This is a genomic window from Gemmatimonadales bacterium (assembly GCA_035502185.1).
In the GTDB taxonomy this organism is placed as follows: Bacteria; Gemmatimonadota; Gemmatimonadetes; order Gemmatimonadales; family JACORV01; genus Fen-1245.
This window is the reverse complement of record DATJUT010000031.1, coordinates 84,999-107,990: the sequence shown is the minus strand read 5'-3', so window position 1 is coordinate 107,990 and position 22,992 is coordinate 84,999. Positions and strand designations below refer to the sequence as shown.

At 71.2% G+C, this 22,992-nt stretch carries 23 protein-coding genes; 3 read left to right on the top strand and 20 right to left on the bottom strand.

What is annotated here, in order from left to right:
* Positions 1–92 precede the first annotated feature (92 nt).
* Complete coding sequence (gene dnaA / locus VMF70_04235; protein ID HTT67214.1) at positions 93–1,487, bottom strand: chromosomal replication initiator protein DnaA; 1,395 nt, start codon at positions 1,485–1,487, stop codon at positions 93–95.
* A 129-nt stretch (positions 1,488–1,616) separates the two neighbouring features.
* On the opposite strand from dnaA, the gene rpmH reads away from it, so the two are divergent.
* From rpmH to VMF70_04220, 3 genes are all read left to right on the top strand, one after another.
* On the top strand, positions 1,617–1,778 hold the full coding sequence (rpmH, locus tag VMF70_04230; GenBank protein ID HTT67213.1) for a 50S ribosomal protein L34: 162 nt from the start codon (positions 1,617–1,619) through the stop codon (positions 1,776–1,778).
* A gap of 328 nt (positions 1,779–2,106) precedes the next feature.
* Positions 2,107–2,319, top strand: coding sequence for a membrane protein insertion efficiency factor YidD (yidD, locus tag VMF70_04225; protein HTT67212.1), 213 nt, complete (start codon positions 2,107–2,109; stop codon positions 2,317–2,319).
* Positions 2,320–2,322: 3 nt separating this feature from the next.
* A complete protein-coding gene (locus VMF70_04220) occupies positions 2,323–3,960 on the top strand; it encodes a YidC/Oxa1 family insertase periplasmic-domain containing protein (GenBank protein HTT67211.1) in 1,638 nt (545 codons plus the stop codon).
* On the opposite strand, the gene VMF70_04215 is transcribed toward VMF70_04220, so the two are convergent.
* The 19 genes from VMF70_04215 to upp form a co-directional block, all read right to left on the bottom strand.
* Positions 3,957–4,157 (bottom strand): hypothetical protein, encoded by a 201-nt coding sequence (locus VMF70_04215; protein HTT67210.1) that lies wholly within the window; start codon positions 4,155–4,157, stop codon positions 3,957–3,959. The genes VMF70_04220 and VMF70_04215 overlap by 4 nt on opposite strands.
* Positions 4,154–5,104, bottom strand: a complete 951-nt coding sequence (locus tag VMF70_04210; protein HTT67209.1) for a hypothetical protein — start codon at positions 5,102–5,104, stop codon at positions 4,154–4,156. Before VMF70_04210 ends, VMF70_04215 begins: the two co-directional genes overlap by 4 nt.
* Before the next feature lie 48 nt (positions 5,105–5,152).
* Positions 5,153–7,102 (bottom strand): tetratricopeptide repeat protein, encoded by a 1,950-nt coding sequence (locus VMF70_04205; protein HTT67208.1) that lies wholly within the window; start codon positions 7,100–7,102, stop codon positions 5,153–5,155.
* 5 nt (positions 7,103–7,107) lie between these two features.
* The gene (locus VMF70_04200) at positions 7,108–7,602 is read right to left on the bottom strand and encodes a macro domain-containing protein (protein HTT67207.1); all 495 of its coding nucleotides are present in this window, start codon (positions 7,600–7,602) and stop codon (positions 7,108–7,110) included.
* Positions 7,603–8,436, bottom strand: a complete 834-nt coding sequence (locus VMF70_04195; GenBank protein HTT67206.1) for a rhomboid family intramembrane serine protease — start codon at positions 8,434–8,436, stop codon at positions 7,603–7,605.
* Between the two features lie 28 nt (positions 8,437–8,464).
* Positions 8,465–9,481 (bottom strand): D-alanine--D-alanine ligase, encoded by a 1,017-nt coding sequence (locus tag VMF70_04190; protein HTT67205.1) that lies wholly within the window; start codon positions 9,479–9,481, stop codon positions 8,465–8,467.
* A complete protein-coding gene (locus VMF70_04185) occupies positions 9,478–10,863 on the bottom strand; it encodes a pyridoxal-phosphate dependent enzyme (protein HTT67204.1) in 1,386 nt (461 codons plus the stop codon). Before VMF70_04185 ends, VMF70_04190 begins: the two co-directional genes overlap by 4 nt.
* Entirely contained in the window at positions 10,860–11,276 is a 417-nt protein-coding gene (locus tag VMF70_04180) for an energy transducer TonB (GenBank protein HTT67203.1), read from the bottom strand. The genes VMF70_04185 and VMF70_04180 overlap by 4 nt, the downstream gene beginning before the upstream one ends.
* Positions 11,276–13,855 (bottom strand): DNA mismatch repair protein MutS, encoded by a 2,580-nt coding sequence (mutS, locus tag VMF70_04175; GenBank protein HTT67202.1) that lies wholly within the window; start codon positions 13,853–13,855, stop codon positions 11,276–11,278. Before mutS ends, VMF70_04180 begins: the two co-directional genes overlap by 1 nt.
* A complete protein-coding gene (locus tag VMF70_04170) occupies positions 13,852–14,757 on the bottom strand; it encodes an SPOR domain-containing protein (protein HTT67201.1) in 906 nt (301 codons plus the stop codon). Before VMF70_04170 ends, mutS begins: the two co-directional genes overlap by 4 nt.
* A gap of 8 nt (positions 14,758–14,765) precedes the next feature.
* Complete coding sequence (gene holA / locus VMF70_04165) at positions 14,766–15,830, bottom strand: DNA polymerase III subunit delta (protein HTT67200.1); 1,065 nt, start codon at positions 15,828–15,830, stop codon at positions 14,766–14,768.
* Positions 15,831–15,878: 48 nt separating this feature from the next.
* Complete coding sequence (locus tag VMF70_04160) at positions 15,879–16,439, bottom strand: zf-HC2 domain-containing protein (GenBank protein HTT67199.1); 561 nt, start codon at positions 16,437–16,439, stop codon at positions 15,879–15,881.
* Positions 16,440–16,507: 68 nt separating this feature from the next.
* Positions 16,508–17,143 carry a sigma-70 family RNA polymerase sigma factor gene (locus VMF70_04155; protein ID HTT67198.1) on the bottom strand — a complete coding sequence of 212 codons (636 nt, stop codon included), beginning with the start codon at positions 17,141–17,143 and terminating at the stop codon, positions 16,508–16,510.
* A gap of 168 nt (positions 17,144–17,311) precedes the next feature.
* Complete coding sequence (locus tag VMF70_04150; protein HTT67197.1) at positions 17,312–17,869, bottom strand: NUDIX hydrolase; 558 nt, start codon at positions 17,867–17,869, stop codon at positions 17,312–17,314.
* Positions 17,866–19,314: a pitrilysin family protein gene (locus VMF70_04145; protein HTT67196.1), complete on the bottom strand. Its 1,449-nt coding sequence runs from the start codon at positions 19,312–19,314 to the stop codon at positions 17,866–17,868. The genes VMF70_04150 and VMF70_04145 overlap by 4 nt, the downstream gene beginning before the upstream one ends.
* Positions 19,311–20,717, bottom strand: a complete 1,407-nt coding sequence (locus tag VMF70_04140; protein ID HTT67195.1) for a pitrilysin family protein — start codon at positions 20,715–20,717, stop codon at positions 19,311–19,313. Before VMF70_04140 ends, VMF70_04145 begins: the two co-directional genes overlap by 4 nt.
* Before the next feature lie 50 nt (positions 20,718–20,767).
* Positions 20,768–22,150 (bottom strand): MBL fold metallo-hydrolase, encoded by a 1,383-nt coding sequence (locus VMF70_04135; protein ID HTT67194.1) that lies wholly within the window; start codon positions 22,148–22,150, stop codon positions 20,768–20,770.
* Positions 22,150–22,317: a hypothetical protein gene (locus tag VMF70_04130; protein ID HTT67193.1), complete on the bottom strand. Its 168-nt coding sequence runs from the start codon at positions 22,315–22,317 to the stop codon at positions 22,150–22,152. Before VMF70_04130 ends, VMF70_04135 begins: the two co-directional genes overlap by 1 nt.
* Positions 22,318–22,319: 2 nt before the next feature.
* A complete protein-coding gene (gene upp / locus VMF70_04125; GenBank protein ID HTT67192.1) occupies positions 22,320–22,958 on the bottom strand; it encodes a uracil phosphoribosyltransferase in 639 nt (212 codons plus the stop codon).
* Positions 22,959–22,992 lie beyond the last annotated feature (34 nt).

The following is a 22,992-nucleotide window of genomic DNA, read 5'->3' as shown; positions in this document are numbered from 1 at the left end:
CGTGTGGGAAGGTCCACGGTAGAGCACAAGAGATCCGGCGCGGTCCACAGCTTCCGACATACCACACACACGGTGCACTCACTTACCCACACCTAGACTGCGGACAACTCGGTGCGCGCCTGGGTGACGCGATCCCGGAAGTTGTGATCGCGCGCGAGCTGTCGGGACACCTTGTCAAGACTGTGAATCACGGTGGAGTGGTCGCGACCGCCGAAGGCCTGGCCGATCTCCACCAGCTGCATGCCGAGAAGGTCCCGGGCCAGGTACATCGCGACCTGGCGCGGCACGGTCAGGCGCTTGGTACGCGCCTTGGAGCGCAGGCCCTCCGGGGTGACCCCCCATCGCCTGGCGACGACCTCCTGCACGCGGTCGATGGTCGGCCCACCGCGGCGGCCCACCAGATCGGAGCCCGTCTCCTCGGCGGGCTTGATCTTGTCCGAGAGGGCCTCGCGGGCCAGATCGATCGTGATCTCCCGGTGCTTGAGCGAGGCGAACAACAGGAGCTTGATGATGCAGCCTTCGAGCTCCCGCACCGAGCTCCGGACGTGCTCGGCGATGAACTGGAGCACGTCGTCCGGGATCGTCAGCTCGAGATGGTCCTGCTCGGCCTTCTTGCGGAGGATCGCGGTGCGATGCTCGAGATCGGGCTGGCCGATGTCGGCGACCATGCCCCAGTCGAAGCGGGACACCAGCCGCACCTCGAGGCCCGGCAGCTCCTTCGGGGAGCGGTCGCTGGTGAGGACGATCTGCTTGCCGGCCTCGTACAGGGCGTTGAAGGTGTGGAAGAACTCCTCCTGAGTCGACTCCTTACGCTCGAGGAAGTGCACGTCGTCCAGGAGGAGGAGATCGAGGTCGTTGCGATAGCGGCGCCGGAACTCCGGCATCTTCTGGCCGTGGATGTGCTCGATCACCTCGTTGGTGAACTGCTCGCCGCTCATGTACACGGCGCGCGTCTGCGGCGAGCGCTCCAGCACCGCGTGGGCGATGGCCTGCATGAGGTGCGTCTTCCCGAGCCCCGTCGCGCCGTAGATGAACAGGGGGTTGTACGCCTTGCCGGGCGCTTCCGCGACGGCATGGGCCGCCGCGGCGGCCAGCTCGTTGGACTTGCCGATCACGAAGGTGCCGAAGGTGTACCGCTCGTTGAGCGGCATCGACCACACGGGCGCCTTGGTGGCCGCGCCGGGCCCGGAGCCCGGGGTCGCGACGAAGAAGTCCATCTGGGGGCGCCGCGTCCGCTCCTCCATGACGCGGAACGACATCTCCAGACGCCGGCCGACGACCTGAGTGGACAGGTCGGACAGCAGCGCGGCGTAGTTGGACTTGTTCCAATCCGCGGCGAATTCGTCGGGAGCCGCGAGAACCAAGGTGGCGTTCTCGAGGCCGATGGCCTCCACCGGCTCCAGCCAGGATCGGATCGTGGGCTCTGGCAGGCGACCACGAGCCTGGTCGAGGAGGCGGCTCCAGGTTTCCTTTACTGAAAGCTCCATCAACGCAGGTCGGAGTTAAGCGGACGGTCTCAAAGGGCGAGCGAACCTACGACCGCGATGTGGAAAAGTCAACCTTGACCCGCGCTGCCGCGGCCGTGTACGTTTCGCGGCTTTCTGGAGGCTTGATCCGTGGGACCGACGTATCGTCCGCACAACCGCAAACGCCTGAACAAGCACGGCTTCCGGACCCGCATGAAGACCCGGTGGGGACGCGCCGTCCTGTCGCGCCGTCGCAAGAAGGGGCGCAAGCGTCTCACGGTCCGGATTCCGTCCAAGCATCGGGGCGGTTGACGGCCCAGCGGTTGCCGAGGTCGTACCGGCTTGGGCGCGCCGCGGAGTTGCGCGCCTTGATGAGCGAGGGGAAGCGCCACCGAACGGATCATCTCGATCTGTTCATTCGGCCTTCCCCTCGTGCGCATTCACGCCTGGCGGTCATCGTGGCGCGATTCGGGCACACCGCACCTCAGCGCAACCGGCTCCGCCGGCGCCTGCGGGAAATCTGTCGCCGAGCGATCCTGCCGGTGATGGCGCCGGCAGACTTGGCCGTGCGCGCCCGGGCCGCGGCGTACGCCGCCACGTTCGACCGACTGCACGCCGAGCTCGTAGGGACCCTATGTCCATCCTCGCCCGCGCAGCCGTTCTGATGATCCGCGGCTATCAGGTGACGCTCTCGCCGCTCCTGCCCGCGGCGTGTCGCTACCAGCCGAGCTGCTCGGCCTACACCATCGAGGCCGTCGAGCGCCACGGCGTATTCCGTGGCGGGTGGATGGGTGTCCGGCGCATCCTGCGCTGCCACCCCTTCGCTCGTGGCGGCTACGACCCGGTGCCCTGACCGATGGAACGCCGTCTCGTCGTCGCCATCCTCCTGATGATCGCCGTCGCGGTGGTCCCGTCGCTGTTCCTCAAGCCGGCCCCGCGGCCGCGGCCGGTGCGGGCGGACACGGCACAGGCGCCCGCCGCGGCGCCGGAGACCGCGCGCACCGGCGCAGCCCCGCAAGAGGCTCCGGTGCGGCAGCGGCCTCCCGTCGCGACGGCGGCCAAGGCGGAGACGGTCGTGGTGGCCACGCCGGCCGCCCAGTATCGACTGAGCAGCGTCGGCGCCGCGCTCGTGGGCGCCGAGATGTCGGCCTACCGCTCCTATGCCGGCGCGTCCCGCGGCGAGCCGGCCGACCTGCTGCGCGCGGCGCCCCCGATGCTGGGCCAGCGCCTGGTCGTCGGGCGGGACACGATCGCCCTGGACGGCGTGTCGTATGCGGCGGAACGGACGGCCGAGGGCGCGGCCTTCCGCGGCCGGACGGACCAGCTCGACCTGCTCGTGGCGGTCGCGCCGCGCCCGGGCCAGGAGTACCTGCTCGACGTCAGCGGCCAGGTGGACGGCCTGGGCGGCCAGGGGGCCTTGCTGTTGATCAGCCTCGGCTCGGGGTTCGCCAACGTCGAAGCCGATAGCGTCAGCAACTACCGCAGCTACGGCATCGTCGGTCGGCAAGCGGCGCCGGTGAGCGTGGCCTTCGGGAAGCTCAAGCCGGGGGAGACGACGACGCTCGACGGACCCTTCGACTGGGTGGCGGTCAAGTCCAAGTACTTCATCGGCGCGCTCCTCTCGCCCGACAGCACCCATCCGTCGTTCGGCGGAGCGATCGCCACGGGCGAGCCGCGCACCAGCCGCTACGCCGTCTCCGCCGAGGGGTGGGCGACCCTCCCCGTCGGCCCGGACGGGCGATTCCGCTACAGCCTGTATCTCGGCCCGCAGGAGTACCGGCAGCTCCGGCGGCTGGGCCGGGGGCTCGACAAGGCCTCACCGTACGGCTGGATCTTCAAGCCTATCGTGATGCCGGTCTCGGTGTGGATCACGGAGGTGCTGCTGTGGCTGCACCAGCGGCTGTCGCTCGCCTACGGATGGGTGCTGATCCTGTTCGGCATCGCCATCCGGCTGGTGCTGTGGCCGCTGAACCAGAAGGCGATGATGAGCTCGGTCGCGATGCAGGCGGTGCAGCCGCTGCTCAAGGACATCCAGACGCGCTACAAGGACGACCCGCAGCGCCTGCAGCAGGAGATGATGAAGCTGTACCGGGAACACAAGGTGAACCCGTTCGGCAGCTGCCTGCCGATGCTGATCCCGTTCCCGATCCTGCTGGCGCTGTTCTTCGTGTTCGCGAACACCATCGCGTTCCGGGGCGCGTCGTTCCTGTGGCTCCCCGACCTGTCGCTGCGCGATCCGACCTACGTGATTCCGGTCGTCATGGGCGCGTCGATGTGGGCGCTCTCGAAGCTCGGGCAGATGGGGATGCCGCCGAACCCCCAGGCGAAGATGATGACGACCATCATGCCGATCATGATGACGGTGCTGTTCCTGAACTTCGCGTCGGGGCTGAATCTCTACTACGCCGTGTCGAACCTGGTGAGCCTGCCGCAGCAGTACCTGATCAACAAGGCGCGCGTCCGGGAGATGGCGCGCCGGAAGGGATCGGCCTAGCCTCGCGGCTCCAGCGCCTCGGTCGCCGCGCGCCACACCTCGTCCGCCAGCCACTCCAGCCGCTCCTCGGCGTACTCGAGGTCCTGCTGGCTCATCGTCTTCACGTTGCGCGCGACGTAGCGCACATGCTCGACGAGCTCGTCCAGCACCTCGCGCAGCTCACGGTTGACGCGCCGCTCGGCGCCGGGAAAGCTCACGCGCCCATCGCCCGGCCCGCCGACACGCGGGCGCTCGCGGACTCGAACTCCGCGGCCGGGGCACGCACGGCCGCCGCGAGGCCGCGCTCGGTGACCAGCGGCTCGGCCATCCGGGCGCCGATGTAGTATCCACAACGCTCGGGGAGTACGCGGCCCTGCACCAGGCGTGCGGCGGGGCTCATGCCGCCGCTCAGGTACCGCAGCCGCAGGCCGAGGCCGGAGCGATCGAGGTCGGGCTCGACCGCCCGGAACAGGAACGACTCCAGCTCGCGCATCCGGCGGTATTGACGCCGCGTGAAGCCGAAGTACTCCTCGTCGGCGAAGCCCGGCGCCGCGGCGCGCGCCGCGTGCACGGCGACGCCCTCGTTGAGCAGCAGCTCGCGCAGGGCGGCGCGGCTACCGGTGTCCCAGTAGTCGTAGGTGCCGCCCGCTTCCGCGACGAGGCGTTTCAGCTCCGAGGCGCTGGCGGGTGAGGTGTAGCGCACGGTGTGGGCCACCTCGTGCGCGATCCACAGCGGGATCAGCTGCGGGGAGAGGCCGAGGCCGTAGGTGTCCGGGTTGGGCTGGCCCGTGAAGTGCTCCACGCACACGATGACCGCCCCGCGGCCCCCGACGACCAGCTCCGCGGCGTTGGCGGCGCCCACGCCGACCGTCAGGTAGACGTCCACCTCGTCCTCGAGCTCGAGCGCCGCCGCGGCGCGATCGAGGACGTCCGCGGCCATTCGCTCGAGGTCCACCGTCGCGATCAGCCGGCGCAGGTCGTCGCGGTCGGCGGCGAGGGCGCGCGCCACGACCTCCGCGGTGTGCGGCGAGTCGAGGTCGAGGACGTAGTTGTGCCAGTACGCCTCGAGGACGGACCGGTGCCGCTCGAGGTACGCCCGGTAGGCGGACTCACGCCCGGACGATGCGTGGACGGCGAGGAACTCGGGAACGAGGTTGATGATCATCGCGGCCGCCCCAATTTGAAGCGTGCGGGCGCGGCGGACAAGAGCGCCTCAGCGGAGATCGAACTCCAGCATCGCGCTCGCGGCTTGCGTGCCGCGCACCACGTCCCTCACCCGCAGCCTGAGCACGTAGTGGCCGGGTGGCAGCCGCCCGGGGTCGACCACCAGCGTCTCGATCTCGGGGTCGCCGGAGGACACGACCCGGCGAAAGGCGACGCTGGTCACGTGGTCCCGCGACAGGAACCGCAGCCAGCCGCGGCGGGCGCGTTCGAACCGGTACTCGGCGTCGTAGCGCATCACCCCGGCGTCGTCGGCGAGGCCGTAGACCTCCGCGTAGACTCTGACCGCCTGCCCGCCCTGGAGCTGCAGCGCGGCCGGCGCGGCGGCCTCGAGCTGCGGCCGGGACGCCGGAGTGTCGCCCGGCGCGACCAGCAGGCTGGAGACCGCGAGGGAGTCGGCCGCGAATCGCGTCACCGGGATGCTGCCGCGGAACCGGCCGACCTGGCCGCCGCGCGCGGCGTCGATCGCGAGCACGTAGGAGCCGGGCGGCGCCGCGAGGTGCAGCGCCCGGCCGGTGGCGGAGTCACGCGCGGCCTCCCGCCCGTCCGCGTCATAGAGCACGGCGGTGGCCGCGACGCGGTCCGCGAACAGGACGATGTCGGTGGTCTGCCCGGTGCCGCGCCGGAACTCCGCGGGCCAGAAGACGAAGCTCAGGGAGGACGGGAGGCCGGGACGGTCGGTGCGCAGGAGGTAGTCGGCCGCCTCGGCCTCGCCGGCGACGACCGGCGTCACCACCTGGTCGCCGCCGCCGTCGGACGTGCGGCGCAGGAACGTCACCTGCAGCTCGCCCTGCGGCATCTCGTAGCGCCAGGTCTCCGCGTCGGTACTCCAGACGTCGCGCCGGTCCGGTTCCCCGTAGCGCACGAGGATCCGGCCCCGATCGTCGAGGCCGTCCTCCAGGTTGACCGTCTCCTGGGCGCTGTCGTCGAGGCGCGGGACGACGCCGGCGGCGACCGGGGCGTCGTCCACCCGCGGCAGCCGCGTGGTGCCGATCGCGGCGCGCACGTCGGCCAACTGCACGGAGTCCGAAAGGCCCACGCCACCCTGCAGCGTGCGCCACAGGCGCGAGTGGTGCCATCGGGACATCGGGTGCAACAGCGCGAACATGCGCCGGGCCTCCGCGAGGCGCCGGAAGTGCTCGCCGATGCGCCGGTTCACCGAGTCGCGGACGTCGGGGTTGCGCAGCGCCCAGAATACGCGAAGGAACGCGGCCCGGGCGGCCGGGCGGACCGTCCCGTACGAGGTCCGCTCCAGCGGCGACGCGATGCTGCGGACCTGATGCCACAGCACGTTTCCCGTGTCGTCCGCTGCGCGCGCCAGGGCGGCGTCGTAGGCGAGCGCACCCTCGGCGTCCCGCCCCTGCTCGAACCGGGCCCGGGCGAGCAGCGCCCACGGCATCGGATCGTCGGCCTGCGACGTGCACAGGGAGTCCAGGAGCGGCTCGGCCTCGGCGTAGCGTCGCAGCTCCACCAGGAGCTGAGCGCGCCACAGGTCGGCCGGCAACGTGCCGCCATGGCCGGCCAGTGCTTCCACCATCGCCGTACGCTCGCCGTCGGCACGGTAGAGCGTGCTCCACAGCGGCCATGCGTCCCGATAGTCGGGAGCGAGCGCCACGACGCGCAGCAGCGCGTCGCGGGCGATCGCCTCGCCGTCGTCGCCGGCCAGTCGCACGCCCACCAGGGCCAGGTAGTAGAACGGCGCGGGATCCTGCGGGGCGAGCGTCCCTGCGCGGGCCAGGAGCGACTCGGCGCGGTAACGGCCGAAGGTGGGCCACGCGAGCCAAATCCGGCCGAGCACCGTCAGGGCGGCAGGATCGTCCGGCTGGGCCCGCGCGGCGCCCTCGGCGAGGTCGCGCGCCTCCTCCAGACGTCCCGCCGTGAGCAGCGATTCGGCTCGGATCAGGGACGGCGCGTCCGGCGCTTGCTGGAGCGCCAGCAGCACCGCCGCTAGGGCGAGCGTGCCAGCACCTCCTCGATGACCGCGGCGTCGGCGGCCGTGTAGCCGTACAGCACCGTGTCCACGCGCAGGCCGCGATCCTCGGCGTCGCGCGCCGCCGCCACCATGATCTCGACCGCGCGCCGGAACGGGAAGCCGCCGATGCCGGTGCCGAGGATCGGGAACGCCAGGTCGGCGATGCCACGGCTCGCCGCGAGCCGCAGACTGGCGAGCGTCGCCGCACCGATGCTGCGCTCGCTCACCGGCTCGTCACCCATCGTCGCCGCGTGGATGACGAAGCGGCACGCGAGGTCGCCTGCGCCCGTCAGCGCAGCTTCGCCGACCCGGATCGCGCCATGGCGGTCGCACTCGGCCTGAATGGCCGGCCCCCCGCGCCGTGCGATGGCGCCCGCGACGCCCGCCCCGAGTCGGAGATGGTTGTTCGCCGCGTTGACGATGGCGCCGCCGGCGTACGTCGTGATGTCACCCCGCGCCGCGCGAATCACTCAGGGCTCTTGCTTGAAGCGCTTGCTCATCTCGTCGAGGAACCGGCGTTCCTCGGGCGTCAGGCTGGAGAGGCCACCAGCGGAGATCTTGTCGAGCACCCGGTCGACTTCCTTGAGCGCCTTCGGGTCGGCGCCGCGACGGCGCAGGCCGAACGGCGCGGACCGGCGGCCGTTCTGGAAGGCGGAAGGATGCACCAGCACCGCGGAGCCCGCCGCGACGGGGTTCCGGTGGCGCACGCCGCCGAGGAGCGTGCCGCCACGCAGGTAGAGAAATGCGGCGGCGAAGCCACCGAGATGCGCCAGGTGCGCGATGCCATCGTGGGAACGCGACAGCACCGGGACGAGATTGGCCAGCGCGAAGAAGGCGACCAGCCACTTCGCCTTGACCGGAACCGGGAGGGGGAAGACAAAGATCGGGGCGTCGGGCCACTCGAGCACGAACGCGAGCATGACCCCGAACACGGCACCCGAGGCGCCGATGATCACGCTGTCGCCCGCCAGCGGCAGCAGCGCCACGCTGAGGAGCGCGCCGCCGAGGGCCGATACCAGGTAGAGCCGCAGGAAGCGGGCGCCGCCGAGCCGATCCTCCACCATCGGTCCGAACATGAACAGCGCCAGCATGTTGAAGAAGATGTGGAGGAACCCGCCGTGGAGGAACGCGTACGTCACGACCGTCCACGGCCGCCGCAGCACCAGCGAGGGCGTGAGGCCGAAGACGGCGACGAGCCACGAACTCGTGAACACCGTGACCTGAAGCAGGTACACGATGCCGTTGGCGACGAGGAGTCGTCGTACCCAGCGGGTCACGAGAAACGGCGTGGCGTCGTAGCGCATACGCTTCACCGGACAGGTATCCCGGGCGTCAGCGCTTTGTTCCGCGGCGTGCGAGGGCCAGCCGGCAGACCGCTTCGGCGAAGGCCGGGAACCCCATCCCGGCGGCCCTGGCCGCCTTGGGGATCAGACTGTTCCCCGTCATCCCGGGTGCCGTGTTGGCCTCGAGGAAGAGCGGCTCGCCGCCGTCGGCGACGCGGAAGTCGATCCGGCTGTAGCCGGCCAGCTTCAGCGCCCGGTGGGCCCGGCGCGCCAGGTCCTGCGTCCTCGCCGCCAGGGCCGGATCGATGGGCGCCGGGCAGATCTCCTGGGCCATGCCGGGCTGGTACTTGCACTCGTAGTCGAACATCTCGTGCTCGGAGCGGATCTCGATGACCGGCAGGGCTTCCTCGCCCAGGATGCCGACCGTCAGCTCCGTACCCCCGACGAAGCGCTCGACCATCACCTCGTCGTCGAAGCGCCCGGCCACGTCGACGGCCGCCGGCAGCTCCTCCTCGCGCTTGACCAGCGAGAGGCCGACCGACGAGCCCTGCTTGGACGGCTTGACCACACAGGGAAATCCCACGGCCCGCCGCACCTCGTCCGCGGACACGGGGGCCATCACCCAGGCGGGGACGGCGAGGCCGCAGTCCCGGACGACCCGCTTCGCGAGGTCCTTGTCCATGGCGAGCGCGCAGGCCAGGTGTCCGCTGCCGGTGTAGGGCACGCCGACGACGTCGAGCACGGCCTGAACCGTTCCGTCCTCGCCCTGCCCACCGTGGAGGGCGATGAACACGACCTCCGCCTCGCGGACGGCCGGCAACTCGCCGAGGCCGGCCGAGAGCATCCCTCGCTCCAGCGCCTTGAGTCGCTCCAGGGCCGGGGGCTCGCGGCCGACGCCCGCCGGCAGCAGCGTGGCCTCGTGCTCGGCGGGGACGTAGCCGGTGGCGAGGTCGACCACGTGGACGGTGTGGCCGAGCGAGCGCAGGGCCGCCGTGATCTGCAGCCCGGACGCCAGCGCGACGTCCCGCTCGGCGGACGTGCCGCCGGTGAGCACCGCGATCTTCACTGGATCCCCGCGACCTGGCGCAGCACGTCGTAGCGGGTCACCAGACCCACCAGCCTGCCGTCCTTGCGGACCAGCGCGGCCTGCGTCTCGTGCGACAGCAGCGTGTTGAGGCGCTCGAACGGCAGGCCGGAGTCCACCACGGGGAACGGGGGCTGCATCACGTCGCCCACCGACCGCTCGAGCAGCTGCGCGTCGCCGAGAGCGCGGGCGATGACGGGTCCCTCCGTGACCGAGCCGACGCAGTCGTCACCGGCGATCACGGGAACCTGGGAGATGCCGTACGTGCTCATCAGGTTCAGGGCCTGGCGGACGCTGGCCGACGGGCCGACCGAGACGAGCGGCGGGATCCGGGCGGGCCGCTCGCGCATCAACCGCTCCACCGTCACCGGCTCGGTGTCGAGCATCTGGTTCTCGCGCATCCACGCGTCGTCGTAGATCTTGGACAGGTAACGCTCGCCGGTGTCGGCCAGGATCGTGACGACCAGTGCGGCCGGGTCGTCGAGGCGGCGGGCCACCTCGAGGGCCACGTGCACGTTGAGGCCGCTCGACCCTCCCACGAACAGCCCCTCCTCACGCGTGAGACGCCGCGCCATGCGGAAGGCGTCGCGGTCGGTGACCGCGACGAACTCATCCACCACGTCGAAGTGGAGCGAGGTGGGGATCTTGTCGCCGCCCACGCCCTCGACCTTGTAGGGGAAGCCGTCGCCCTTCGTGTGGGTCGCGGCGTACTCCGCATAGATCGACCCCACCGGATCGGGTGCGACGACCCGGACCGCGGGGTTGCGCTCCTTGAGGTAGCGTCCGACCCCCGAGACGGTGCCTCCGGTGCCCGGCGAGCAGACGAAGTGCGTGACGCGGCCGGAGGTCTGCTCCCAGATTTCGGGCCCGGTGGTCCGGTAGTGCGCCTCGGGGTTCACCGGGTTGAAGTGCTGGTCGGCGAGCACCGCGCCCGGCGTCGCGGCCACGATCGCCTTGGCCTTCTGGATGTAGTACTCCGGGTGATCGGGGGGCACGGCGGTCGGCACCACCACCACCTCCGCTCCGAACGCCCGCAGCAGCCGGATCTTCTCGGTGGACATCTTGTCGGGGATGGTGAAGATGCAGCGGTAGCCCTTGATGGCCGCGGCGATGGCGAGCCCGACGCCGGTGTTGCCGCTGGTGCCCTCCACGATGACGCCGCCGGGCTTCAGGGCCCCGCTCCGCTCCGCGGCCTCGATGATCGCCAGGCCGATACGGTCCTTGACGGAGCCGCCGGGGTTGAACTGCTCCGCCTTGGCGAGCACGGGCGTGCGGAGCCCGCGACCCACGCGGCCGAGACGAATCATCGGCGTGCGCCCGATCGCGTTCAGAACGCTGTCCAAGGGAGCCGGAGCCCCGGTCATTGTGGCGCCCGCGTCGCCGGCTCCGTGCCGTGACGGAAGATCACCGGCTGGTAGAACGCCATACCCACCGGCTGGCCGTTGCGATGGGCCGGGGCGAATTGGAGCAGGGCGGCGCCGCGCAGCGCCGCGGAGTCGAGGCCCGGCGTCCCGGACGATGCGGCGACGCGCGTGGACTCCGGCCGCACGCGGCCCGCCGAGTCGACGTAGAGGCGGAGCCGGACGTCGCCGTCCACGCCGTCGTCGTAGAGGTCCGGCGGATACTGGAACGGCGAGTCGCTGTTGACGGCGACCGGCACGTCGTTCTCCACGGTGGCGGCGGCCTGCGCCGGCTCGCGACCGCGACAGGCCGCCGCGGCTGCCAGCCACGCGCCGGCCACGACGCGCCACGACACCGCCACCGAGCTCCGGCTCATCACGTCTCCTTGCCCGGCGCGGTGGCCGTGCCACCGTGCGCCCGGCGCTGCAGGTCCGCGAGCCGCGCGAGCGCTTCGCGCGGCGTAAGGCCGTCGAGGTCGAGCGCCCGCAACTCGGCCAGCACGGGGTTCTCGGCCGGCGCGAACAGCGCCAGCTGGTCGGCGGGCGACGGCGTCGACGCCACGCGGTGTCCCGCTTCGAGCGAGCGGAGAACCGCGCGGGCGCGGTCGAGCACCTCTGCCGGCAGCCCGGCGAGGCGGCCGACGTGGATTCCATAGGAGCGGTCCGCTCCGCCGGGGCGGAGCCGGTGGAGGAAGATCACGTCATCGCCGGACTCGTGCACCGCGACGTTGAAGTTGACGATGCGCGGGTATCGCTCCGCGAGCTGGGTGAGCTCGTGGTAGTGCGTCGCGAACACCGCCTTGCAGCCGATCCGCTCGTGCAGATGCTCGGCGACCGCCCAGGCGATCGCCACCCCGTCGTAGGTGGAGGTGCCGCGACCGATCTCGTCGAGCAGGACGAGGCTCCTGCGGGTCGCATTGTGGAGGATGGACGCCGTCTCGCTCATCTCCACGAGGAACGTGCTCTGGCCGCGAGCCAGGTCGTCGCTCGCCCCCACCCGCGTAAACAGGCGGTCCACCACGCCGATGCGCGCCGAGCGCGCGGGCACGAACGAGCCGGCCTGCGCCAGGATCACCAGCAGGGCGGCCTGGCGCAGCACGGTGCTCTTGCCCGCCATGTTGGGGCCCGTGACGATCATGATCTGGCGCTCGGCGTCGAGGTGGAGGTCGTTGGGAATGAACGCCTCGCGCGGCATCACCCGCTCCACGACCGGGTGCCGGCCCGCCTCGATATCGAGCGCGAAGCCGTCGACGACCTCGGGCCGCGTGTAGCCGCTGCGGGCGGCGACCTCGGCCAGAGACGCCAGCACGTCCGCGGCCGCCACCCGCGCCGCCGTGTCCTGGATCCGCCGGATCGCGCGGCCGGCCACGTCACGCAGTTGGACGAATACGTGCTCCTCGAGCGCCGCGATCTCCTCCTCGGCGCCAAGGACCTTCGCCTCGTAGGCCTTGAGCTCGGGCGTCACGTAGCGTTCCGCGCCGCTCAGCGTCTGACGGCGCTCGTAGTCGGCGGGCACGGCGTCCCGGTTCGCGCGGGTCACCTCGATGTAGTAGCCGAAGACCTTGTTGTAGCCGACCTTGAGCGAGCCGATCCCGGTGCGCGAACGCTCCCGCGCCTGGAGGGCGGCGATGTACGCCCGTCCGCCGTCCCGCAGCGCGCGGAGTTCGTCCAGCGCCGGCGTGTGGCCCGGGCGGATGACATCGCCGTCGCCGAGCGCGGCTGGCGGCCGGTCCACCAGCGCGGCCGCCAGTCCGGCGGCCAGGTCCGGCAGCAGGTCGAACCCCGCGCCCAGGTCGTACAGGTCGGCGATTGCGGCGGCGAGGGGGGGCAGGCGCTCGAGCGACGTGCGCAGCGCGCCGAGGTCGCGCGGCGTAGCGCGTCGGGCCGCCGCCCTGGCGCCCAGGCGCTCGAGGTCGCGGACGCCATCCAGCGCCTCGCGGATCGACGCGCGCCGCGGCTCGTCCGCGACCAGGGCCGCGACGGCATTGAGGCGCGTCGCGATGGCCGCCGGGTCGGTGAGCGGGGCGAGGAGCCAGGCCCGGAGCAGCCGCGCGCCCATCGGCGTCATGGTGCGATCCACCACGGCGAGGAGGGTGGCGTCCTCGCCGCCGGGCCGCAGCGGCTCGACGAGCTCGAGGTTGCGGCGCGTCATCGCGTCGACGTGGAGCTGCCCCTCGGTCCGCCGGGCCACCGGTCGGCACAGCTGCGGCACACCGCCCGGCTGGAGCTCGGTCAGGTAACGCAGCAGGGCGCCCGCCGCTCCCACGGCCAGCGTGTCCTCGGGTCCGAGCCCGAGGCCGTCCAGCGACGCGAGCTCGAAGCGGCGGGCGAGATCCTCGCCGGCGAGGGCGGGGTCGAACTCCCAGCGCTCCCGCCGCGTGACGAGCACGCCGGGCGGGGCGAGCGCCGCGGCGCCCTCGGGGACGATGACCTCCGACGGGTTGTAGCGCTGCAGCGCCGCCTCGAGCGCCGGGGCCGGGCCGCTCTCCAGGACGAACTCGCCGGTCGACAGGTCGGCCGCCGCGAGGCCCGTCCGGGTGCCGTCGCTCGCCAGCGCGACGAGGAACGTGTTGCGCCGCTCCTCGAGCAGGTCGTCCGACATCACCGCGCCCGGTGTCACGACCTCGATCACCTCGCGGCGCACGATCCCCTTGGCGAGCTTGGGATCCTCGACCTGCTCGCAGATGGCCACGCGGAATCCCCGCTCCACGAGGCGCTTGATGTACACGGACGCCGCCTTGACGGGCACGCCGGCCAGCGGCACTTCGGAGGCGCCGCCGTTGTTGCGCGACGTGAGCGTGAGGCCGAGCGTGCGCGCGGCCACCTCCGCGTCGTCCTCGAACATCTCGTAGAAGTCGCCCATCCGGAACAGGAGAATGGCATCGCGGTGCCGCCCCTTGATCTCGCGGTACTGCTGCATGAGCGGCGTCGAGACATCGATGCCGGGCAGCGTCACGTGGCCGGCACGACGAAGGGGTGTCCGCCGACCGTGCGCTTGAGCCGGGCGGCGGCTGCAGCGGCCTCGGCCTCGGTCGCGAAGGGACCGACTCTGACCCGGAGCAGTCCGTCCGAGCCCTTCACGAGGCGGCCGGGCTGGCCGGCTCCGGTGAGCCGGTTCAGCAGGGCCTGGGCCGTGCGACTCGACCTGGTGGCCGTCACCTGCACCTCGAAACGCGGGACGGGCCGGCCCGCGGAGGTGGATTCCGGCCGCACCGCTCCACGGGCTGTGTCTGTTGCGGCGGCTGGCGGTGCCGCGCCGGTCGTGTCGGCGGGCGGCGCGGCCGCCACCCCTGCACAGCGGCCGTGGTAGAAGGCGACCTGGTTGAGGAATTCCACGTCCGCCGCTTCCTCGGTGCGCGCGGAATCGAGCAACGCGCAGGCGGCCGCCGGATTGCCGACCTCGAAGGCGGCCCGGCCCGCCCACAATGCGGCGCGGCCGCGCAGCGCGCTGGTCGGATAGTCGCTGCGCAGGCGCTCCGCCAGCTGGAGCGCGGCCGGGCTGTTGCCGGCCGCCAACGCCAGCTGCGCGAGCTGGAGCAGGGCTTGATCAGCCCAGGGCGAGGTGGAGTACTCGATGGCCACGCGCCGCAGGTCTCGCTCGGCGCTGTCGCCGGACACTGCGAGGCGCCCGCGCCAGTACAGGGCCTCCACGTAGGCGGCATCACCGGGCTTGGCCTTCGCCAGCTCCGCGGCGACGATGCGCCGAGCCGAGTCGCCGCGCCCTTCCGCGGCCAGCTGGACGGCGGTGCGGAGGGCCGGATTGTCCTGCGCCATCGAGGCTCGGGTCGACGCGGCGACGCACAAGGCAGCCACCACCGTCGCCACCACGATGGTTCGGCCTCTCGCCAGGCGGCGCATACCCGCGCTCATGCCGCCGCCCCCGCTCCGACCCCGAGCGACAACACGACCTCGGTGACGACGCCCTCCTCGTCCGATACCGTGGTACTCTTGAGCCGCGCGTCGGCCTTGAGCAGCGCGGCCAGCCCAGCGTCCAACTCCTGCGTGGACCAGCGGGACGCGTCCCGGACCCAGCCGGCAGCTTCCTCGGTCCAGTTCCTGAGGCCGAACGGCCGAGCCGCCTGGATGGCTCGGAACACCCGGTCCTTGGCGGCGGCGCCCGAGTCCCCGGCCTCGAGATGGGCGCGGGCGAGTGCGAGTCCCACGAACGCCGTGGCGAGCGAGGAGACCAGGCGCACGCCCGACGTCCCCGGGCTCGCCAACAGGCGCGGGACCATCGCGGCGGCCTCCGGAAAGCGTCGAGTCGTGACGGCGTCGACGAAGTCGCCCACCGTCTCGCCGTGCCGCACCCCCACGAGCGCGGTGACGTCCGCGACCGTCACCGGCCGGCCCTGGGCGGCCCCGGCCAGTTTCGCCACCTCGGCCGCGAGTTGCGCCAGATCGTCGCCGACCGCCTCCTGCAGGTGGCGCGCCGCGTCGTCCTCGATCGCTACGCCGCCCTGCTTCGCATGATGAAGGATCCACTTGAGCACGCGCGCCGGCTCCAGCAGCTCGAACTCCACCGCGCCGCTCGCCCGCTCGAGTCCGGGGTCGGGCTTCGTGCCCGCCGATTGAAGCAGGACGAGCACCGTCTCGGGCAACGGGCGACCCACGTACGCGGCGACGGCAGTGCGCAGGGACTGCTGCTTCGTTCGCTTCTGCTGCAGGCACTCCACCTCGCTGAGCACGACGCAGCGCCGCGGCGCGAGCATCGGCGGAGTCTCGACGAGCGAGCGGAACTGATCCGCCGACAGCTCGGGGGCGCGCCGCCGATCCAGATTGAACTCGCGGGTCGCGTCCTCGACGGCGAGCTCCGTGATCCGGCGCACGGCCTCGTCCTTCAGGAGCTCTTCGTCGCCATAGAAGTAGTAGACAGGCTGGACTTCGCCCCTGGCGAGGGAGCGCTGCAACGCATCGAACGACCGGCCCGGCATCGGGCGCAACTTAGCCCGAAACGGTATACCGCAAAAGGCTGGTGGGGCTTACGGCCCGCCCCACACGGCGGGCACATCGAACCGCACTCGGTCCTGGCCGGGCGCCGGCGGGGCCTGCTCGATCACGAGGATGGAATTCAGCGGGTGGAAGGTCTCGATCTGGATCCGCGGGAGATCCGGCGGCAGGCCCGGATCGCCGGCGCCGGGATGGCTCGCGGAATTCGCTGCGGCGACCCACCCCGGCGAACCGGAGGCCTGCTGCGCACCCGCCCCGCGGTGGGCAGCGCGCGTCTCGAGCCAGTCCCATCCGATGAAGCCGGCCGCGGCCACGATCAACAGGGCGCCGACCGCTCCGGACCAGCCGACCATCCCCGGCATCCGCACCGCGAGCTCGCCGCGCAGCCGCCGCCGCAGGCGCGGGCCGAACCCTCGCGAGACGCCCACCGACGGAAGCCCGCGCAGCAGGGTGACACCGGCGCGCAAAGCGGCGTCGAAGCGCCGGCAGGCGGGGCAGAGCGCCAAGTGCGCATCGGCCTCCGCCCGGCTGCTCGGCGGCAGCAGCCCATCGGCGAAATCAGAGTATTGTTCTCGGAACTCGCAACAGTTCATGCGGATCCAGGCAAGGACCCTAGTCTTACCGCGCGGGGCGCCGCCGGTTCCGCGGCGCCCCGGACGGGTCAGTCGAGGTGGGGCTGAATGATGGCGGCGAAATTGTTCCGGGCGCGGTTCAGCCGGCTCTTCACCGTGCCAAGATTGCAGCCCGTGATCTCGGCGATCTCCTCGTAGGTCTTGCCTTCCAGCTCGCGCAGGACGAACACCACCCGGTGGTGTTCGGGGAGCTGCGACACCGACTGTTCCACCAGCTCGCGCAGGTGGCGCTTGCGGAACAGGTCGTCGGGCCGCGAGCTCGAATCCTCGAACTGCAGCGGCCGGTGGTCGGCCTCCCAGTGGCGCTTGATGGTCTGGAACAGCACCAGCGGATTCCGGCTGCGATTGCGCAGTTCGTTCTTTGCGAGGTTGGACGCGATCGTGTACGCCCAGGTCGAGAACTTCTTCGTCTGGTCGAAACGGTGAAGGTGGCGGTAGATCCGGATGAACACCTCCTGAACCAGATCCTCCGCACGCTCCCGGTCGCCCACGGTGCGATAGATGAAGTTCAACAGCCGCACCTGGTACCGGGACACCAGCTCGTCGAAGGCGCGATCGTTGCCTTCGAGAAACGCCTGCACCACTTGGCCGTCGTCGAGGGCCGTAAACGGGGCGCCCAGGGTCCGATGGGGACTTTGGAGTGCGTCCTTCATCGCCAGGGTCATGTGCCACCCGCTCTGAATGGGGAATCTCGTACTCCCCAAGAGCAGAAAGCGTACCCGTCGTCCCTGCCCAAGTGGCATGGCGGCCAAGGCGTTGCCGCTGAGAAACTTGTCCTTCGTTGCGGCCTTCCGAGCGGGATCCGCGAAATACTGCCCGGTGTCCCCTGGAGGCTACAGTCCCAGCCGGAAACCTGCGAAAAAGAGAACAGCCACGGCGGTCTTGGCGTCCACCAGCTCTCCGTCCCTGATCATGGCGAGCGCCTCGCTGGTGGGCACCGGCTTGAGCTCGAGGAACTCATCCGGCTCGGGCCGCTGGTCTTCGGGCTTCACGACCAGGTCGAAGGCGGCGAAGAGGTGAATCCGCTCGTCGGTGAAGCCCGGCGTCGTGTAGACCGTCGTGAGCCGCTGCCACCGCGCGGCGGTGGCCCCGGCCTCCTCGAGGAGCTCGCGGCGTGCGCAGCCCTCGGGTGATTCGCCGGGCTCGAGCCGGCCGGCGGGGATCTCCCAGATCGGGCCGCCGGCCGCGTAGCGGTACTGCCTGATCAGCAGGAGCTGGGGATCGTCGCCCGAGGAGAGCACGGGGATCACGGCCGCCGCGCCGGGGTGGCGGATCATCTCCAGCTCGCCGCTCGTGCCGTTGGGGTAGCGCACGGTGTCGACGTCGAGATTCACGACGCGGCCCGAGTAGATCCGCCGCGTCGCGGTCCGGTCTTGCACCTCGTCACTCACTTGGGGCTCCGGCCCCACATGTCGCGGCCGACGACCGGTCCCTCGTGCAGTGCCGCCAGTCCCGGCTCGATCTGGCTGCGGTCTCCGACCACGACGATCGCGAGGTGGTCGGGGTCGAGGTAGCGCCGCGCGACCCCCTGCACCTCGGCCGCGGTCACGGCGTCGATCCGCGGGATGTAGGCGGCGAAGTAGTCGAGCGGCAGGCCGTAGACCAGCAGCTCGGCGAACTGCCGCGCGGCGCCCCGGGTGGTCTCGAATTCGCCGGGGAGGCCGAGGGTGATGTACGCCTTGGCCTTGTCGAGCTCCGCCTGCGGCACCGAGTCGTCGCGAATGCGTCGCAGCTCGCGGAGGAACTCGATGAGCGCGCTGTCGGTCTTCGCCGTGACGACGGACGACGCGGCCACGAACGGACCGGCCTGGAGCCGCATCGCGAACTGGGAGCTGGCGCCGTAGGTGTAGCCGTGGGTTTCGCGCAGGTTCTGGTTGAGGCGCGACGTGAACGAGCCACCGAGGATGGTGTTCAGGACCTGGAGGGCGAAGTAGTCCGGCGTGGCGCGGCTCACCCCGACCTGGCCGATGCGGAAGACGGACTGGGCGGCGCCGGGCTTGTCGACCAGGTAGATGGTGCGCTCGGCGGCAGCCGGAGGCGGCGCCTGGGCGACGGAGGGCGCATCGACGCGGGCCCAGTCCCCCCACCGCGTGGCGACGAGCCGCCGGGCCTCCTCCAGCGTGACGTCGCCCACGACCAGCAGGCGCGCGCCGTTGGGCCGGTAGTACGAGCGATAGAAGTCCATCACGCGGTCGCGGCTCAGGGCGGCGGTCGAGGCCTCCGTGCCGTTGGTCGGGCGCCCGTACGGGTGCGCGAAACCGAAAACGATCGCGGCAAATGCGACGTTGGCCATTGCCACCGGCTGGTCCTGCTGCTGGAGCAACTGAGCGCGCCGCAGGTCCCGCTGGCGTGCGATCTCCGAATCCGGGAAGGTCGGGCGCAGCATCACGTCCGCCAGGAGGTCCAGGGCCAGGCCGAGTCGCCGCTTGGGAACGTGAACCGATGCCACCGCGCCGTCGTAACTGGCGCTGGTGTTGAGGGACGCGCCGAGGTAGGCCGCCTCGTCGGCGATGTCGAGGGCGGTGCGGGCCCCCGCGCCCTGCTGGAGCATGAGGGCCGTGAAGGTCGCGAGGCCGGGAAGATCGTCGGGATCGCGTACCGTCCCGGCGTCCACCAGCAGCGTGACGTCCACGACCGGGACCTTGTGCATCTCCACGACGGCGATCTGGAGCCCGTTGGGGAGCGTGGCCGTCTGGATGGCCGGCACGCGGAGGGCCGGCGGTGGAGGCAGCGTGGGCGGATGGGAGCGATCCGGCTGCTGCGCGGCGAGTGTGGCGGCAGGGAGGGCGGCCAGCAGGGCCACCAGCGCGAGCGGACGAGGGCCCGGGGCGGTCATCGGGAGGCTCCTTCGGTCGCCGCAAGGTCGGTGTGGCCGGCCGGCACGACGCTCAGCACGACGCGGTGTGGGCGCAGGAGGTAGTCCCGCGCCAGGCGCTGGACCTCGGCCGGCGTGACGCGGCGGTAGCGATCCAGATCGCGCTCGAAGTAGTCGGGGGTTCCCACGAAGTAGTCGTAGTAGTTGAGCTGGTCGGCCTTGCCGCCGAACGAGCCCACCCGTTCCAAGCGGTCGAGGAAATAGGCCTCGTTGCCGTTTTGCGCCCGCTCGACCTCGCGCGCCGTGGGGCCCGAATCGGCGAGGACGCGTATTTCCCGGTCGATCACCGAGGCCAGCTCGTCGAGGCGGTGGCCGGGGCGCGCGGTGGCGAAGATCTCGAACCTGCCGTCGATCCGGCCGCCGTCCTGGAAGGCTGCGACCTGGGTCGCGATCTGCAGCTCGTAGACGAGCCGCCGGTAGAGCCGCGACGCCTTGCCGCCGCCGAGGACGTCCGCGAGCACGTCGAGCGCGGCGTCGTCGGGCGCGAACGCCTTCACCGTGTGCCATGCGTCGTAGAGTCGGGGCAGCTGCACGCGGTCCTCGAGCGTGGCGTAGACGTCGGCCGGCAGGGCGACGGCCGGCGGCGGCGTGCGCTTGACGGCCGGGCCGCGCGCGAGGCCGCCGAACCACCGTCGCACCAGGGTGCGCACTTCGGGTACCGTCACGTCGCCCGCGACGACCATCGTCGCGTTGCTCGGTGTGTAGTAGGTCCTCGAGAACTGCCGCACGTCCTCGATGCTCGCGGCGTTGAGATCGGCCATCGAGCCGATCACCGGCCAGCTGTACGGGTGGTCGGCCGGATAGAGCCGCTTGAGGATGTTCTCCTGGGCGAGACCGTACGGCTGGTTTTCGTAGCTCTGGCGTCGCTCGTTCTGCACCACGCCCCGCTGCAGGTCCACCTTGGGCGGCGTGATCTCGGGCAACAGGAACCCCATCCGGTCCGAGTCGAGGTACAGCATCAGCGCCAGCGCGTTGGCGGGCCCGTCCTCGAAGTAGTTGGTGCGGTCCTCGGTGGTCGAGCCGTTGTTGTCGCCTCCGGCGGCCTCGAGCAGCCGGTCGAACTGCCCCGTGGGGACGTGCTCGGACCCCATGAACATCAGGTGCTCGAACAGATGGGCGAATCCCGTGCGACCCGCGCGCTCGTCCGACGATCCGACGTGATACCAGGTGTTGACGGTCACGATCGGCACGGAGTGGTCCTCGTGCACGATCACCTTCAGGCCGTTGGCGAGCGTGAAGGAGGTGTACGGCACGTGCAGCGCCTGGGCGGCCAGCGGGCTTCCCGGGGCGGCCGCCAGGAGCACGGTGGCCGCCATCACCCCGGGGAGCCCACTCCACCGGGCCACGTGAACGCGAGCGGTCATCTTCACCTCGTCGAGGGTTTGACGATGGAGCGGGGCGCGAGCCGGGGCGGCTAGAGGTCGAACGCCTCGCCGAGCCGGGGTACGTCCACCTGCTTGACGCCGAGGTCGCGCAGCAGGCCGGCCATGGCCTGGAGCTGCTCGGTCTCGCCGTGGACCGTGAAGGCCCGCTTGGGAATCTCCCCGAGGCCTACGACCCACTGCCGCAGTTCGTTTCGGTCCGCGTGGCCCGAATACCCGCCGATGGTCGCGACCTCACAGCGACGCGGCAGCATCTCGCCGAAGATCCGCACCTCCTTCGCCCCGGCCTGGAGGCGCGCGCCGAGCGTGTAGCTGGCCTGGAAGCCGACGATGAGGACGAGGTTGCGGTGATCGCCGATGCCGTTGCGCAGGTGGTGGAGAATGCGGCCCGACTCCGCCATGCCCGAGGCCGCGATGATGATCGCCGGACCGCGGACGCCGTTCAGCGCCTTCGACTCTTCCACCGACCGGACGTACTTCACCATCGGGAAACGGAACAGGTCGTCGGCCTCCCGCACCAGACGCTCCGACAGATCGAACGCCTCGGGATGCAGCCGGAACACGTCGGTCGCGTTTACGGCGAGCGGCGAGTCGACGTAGATCGGGATCTTGGGGATCGCCTTGTCGCGTGCCAGGCCGTGCAGCTCGTAGATCAGCTCCTGCGCCCGCTCGATGGCGAAGGCGGGGATGAAGATCTTGCCGCCCCGGGCGGCGACCTTGTTGACGAACGCGGCGAGCATCCCCTGCGCTTCCAGCACCGTCTCGTGGACCTTGTTGGCGTAGGTGCTCTCGACGACCAGCACGTCCGCCGGCCCCTCGGGCGGCTTCGGGTCGCGGATGATCGGCAGGCCCCAGCGGCCGATGTCGCCCGAGAAGACGACGCGGCGCGTGGTGCCGGCGGCGTCGATGTCGAGCACCACGGACGCCGAGCCGAGCATGTGGCCGGCGTCGAAGTAGGTCAGGCGGATGCCGGGCGCAATGTCGAGCGGCTTCTCGTACGGCAGGCTCACCATGTGGTCCACGACCCGGGTGGCGTCCTGGGCCGTGTACAGCGGCTCGGCGAGGTGGTTGCCGCCGCGTTTCTTCAGGAACTCGAAGTCCTTCTCCTGGATGTAGCCGGAGTCGGGCAGCATCACGCTCGCGAGGTCGCGGGTGGCGGAGGTGCAGAAGATCGGCCCGGTGTATCCGAGCTTCACCAGCAGCGGGAGGCGGCCGGTGTGGTCGATGTGAGCGTGGCTCACCACGACGACGTCGACGTCCCCGACCGCGAGCGGAAAGGCCTCGTTCTTCCGGCGCGCTTCCTCGCGGCGTCCCTGAAACATGCCGCAGTCGAGGAGGACACGCTTCGGGCCGATCTCGAGCAGGTGCATCGAGCCGGTCACCTCGCCGGCGGCACCCCAGCAAGCCAGGCGCATCAGCCCTCCCGCTGGAAGACGGCGACGAGCCTGCGGGGGCCGAGCGCGACCAGCTCGACGAGGGTCCACCCGCCGCGGCGGCGCTCGTTCAGCTCGTCGGTCAGGCTCTCCTCGTCGGTGAGGCTCCGGCCGGTGAGCCGGATGATCGCGGTCTGATACTCGGTCATGGTCAGCGGGTCCCGAACAGGCGGTCGCCGGCGTCGCCGAGGCCGGGCAGGATGTAGCCGTGCGCGTTGAGCTGGCGGTCGAGCGCGGCGGCGTAGACGGGCACGTCGGGGTGCAGGTCGAGCATCCGCGTGACTCCTTCGGGCGCCGCGACGATGCACAGCAGCCGGATCGAGCGGGCACCGGCCTTCTTCAGGGCGGTGCACGCGGCCGCGGCGGAGCCGCCGGTGGCGAGCATCGGGTCGAGCAGGAAGAAGTCCCGCTGCTCCTGGGCGCTGGGCACCTTGAAGTAATAGTCCACCGGCTCGAGGGTATCGTGATCCCGGTACAGGCCGATGTGGCCCACCCGGGCGGCGGGCACCAGGCGGAGAATCCCGTCCACCATCCCGAGGCCGGCACGCAGCACCGGCACGAGGGCGAGCTTCTTCCCGGCGACCTTCTCGCCGGTCATGTGCTCGAGCGGCGTATCGAGCTCCACGGGCTCGGTCGGCAGGTTCTTGGTGACCTCGTAGAACATCAGCATCGCGATTTCGCTCACGAGGTCGCGGAAGTCCTTGACCGGGGTCCGCTTGTCGCGCAATACGTGGAGCTTGTGCCGGATGAGGGGATGGTCGGGGATCGCGAGGTTGGGGAAGGTGGGCATGCTCTAAACTGCGCCCGCCCTCGTCCCGCTGCAA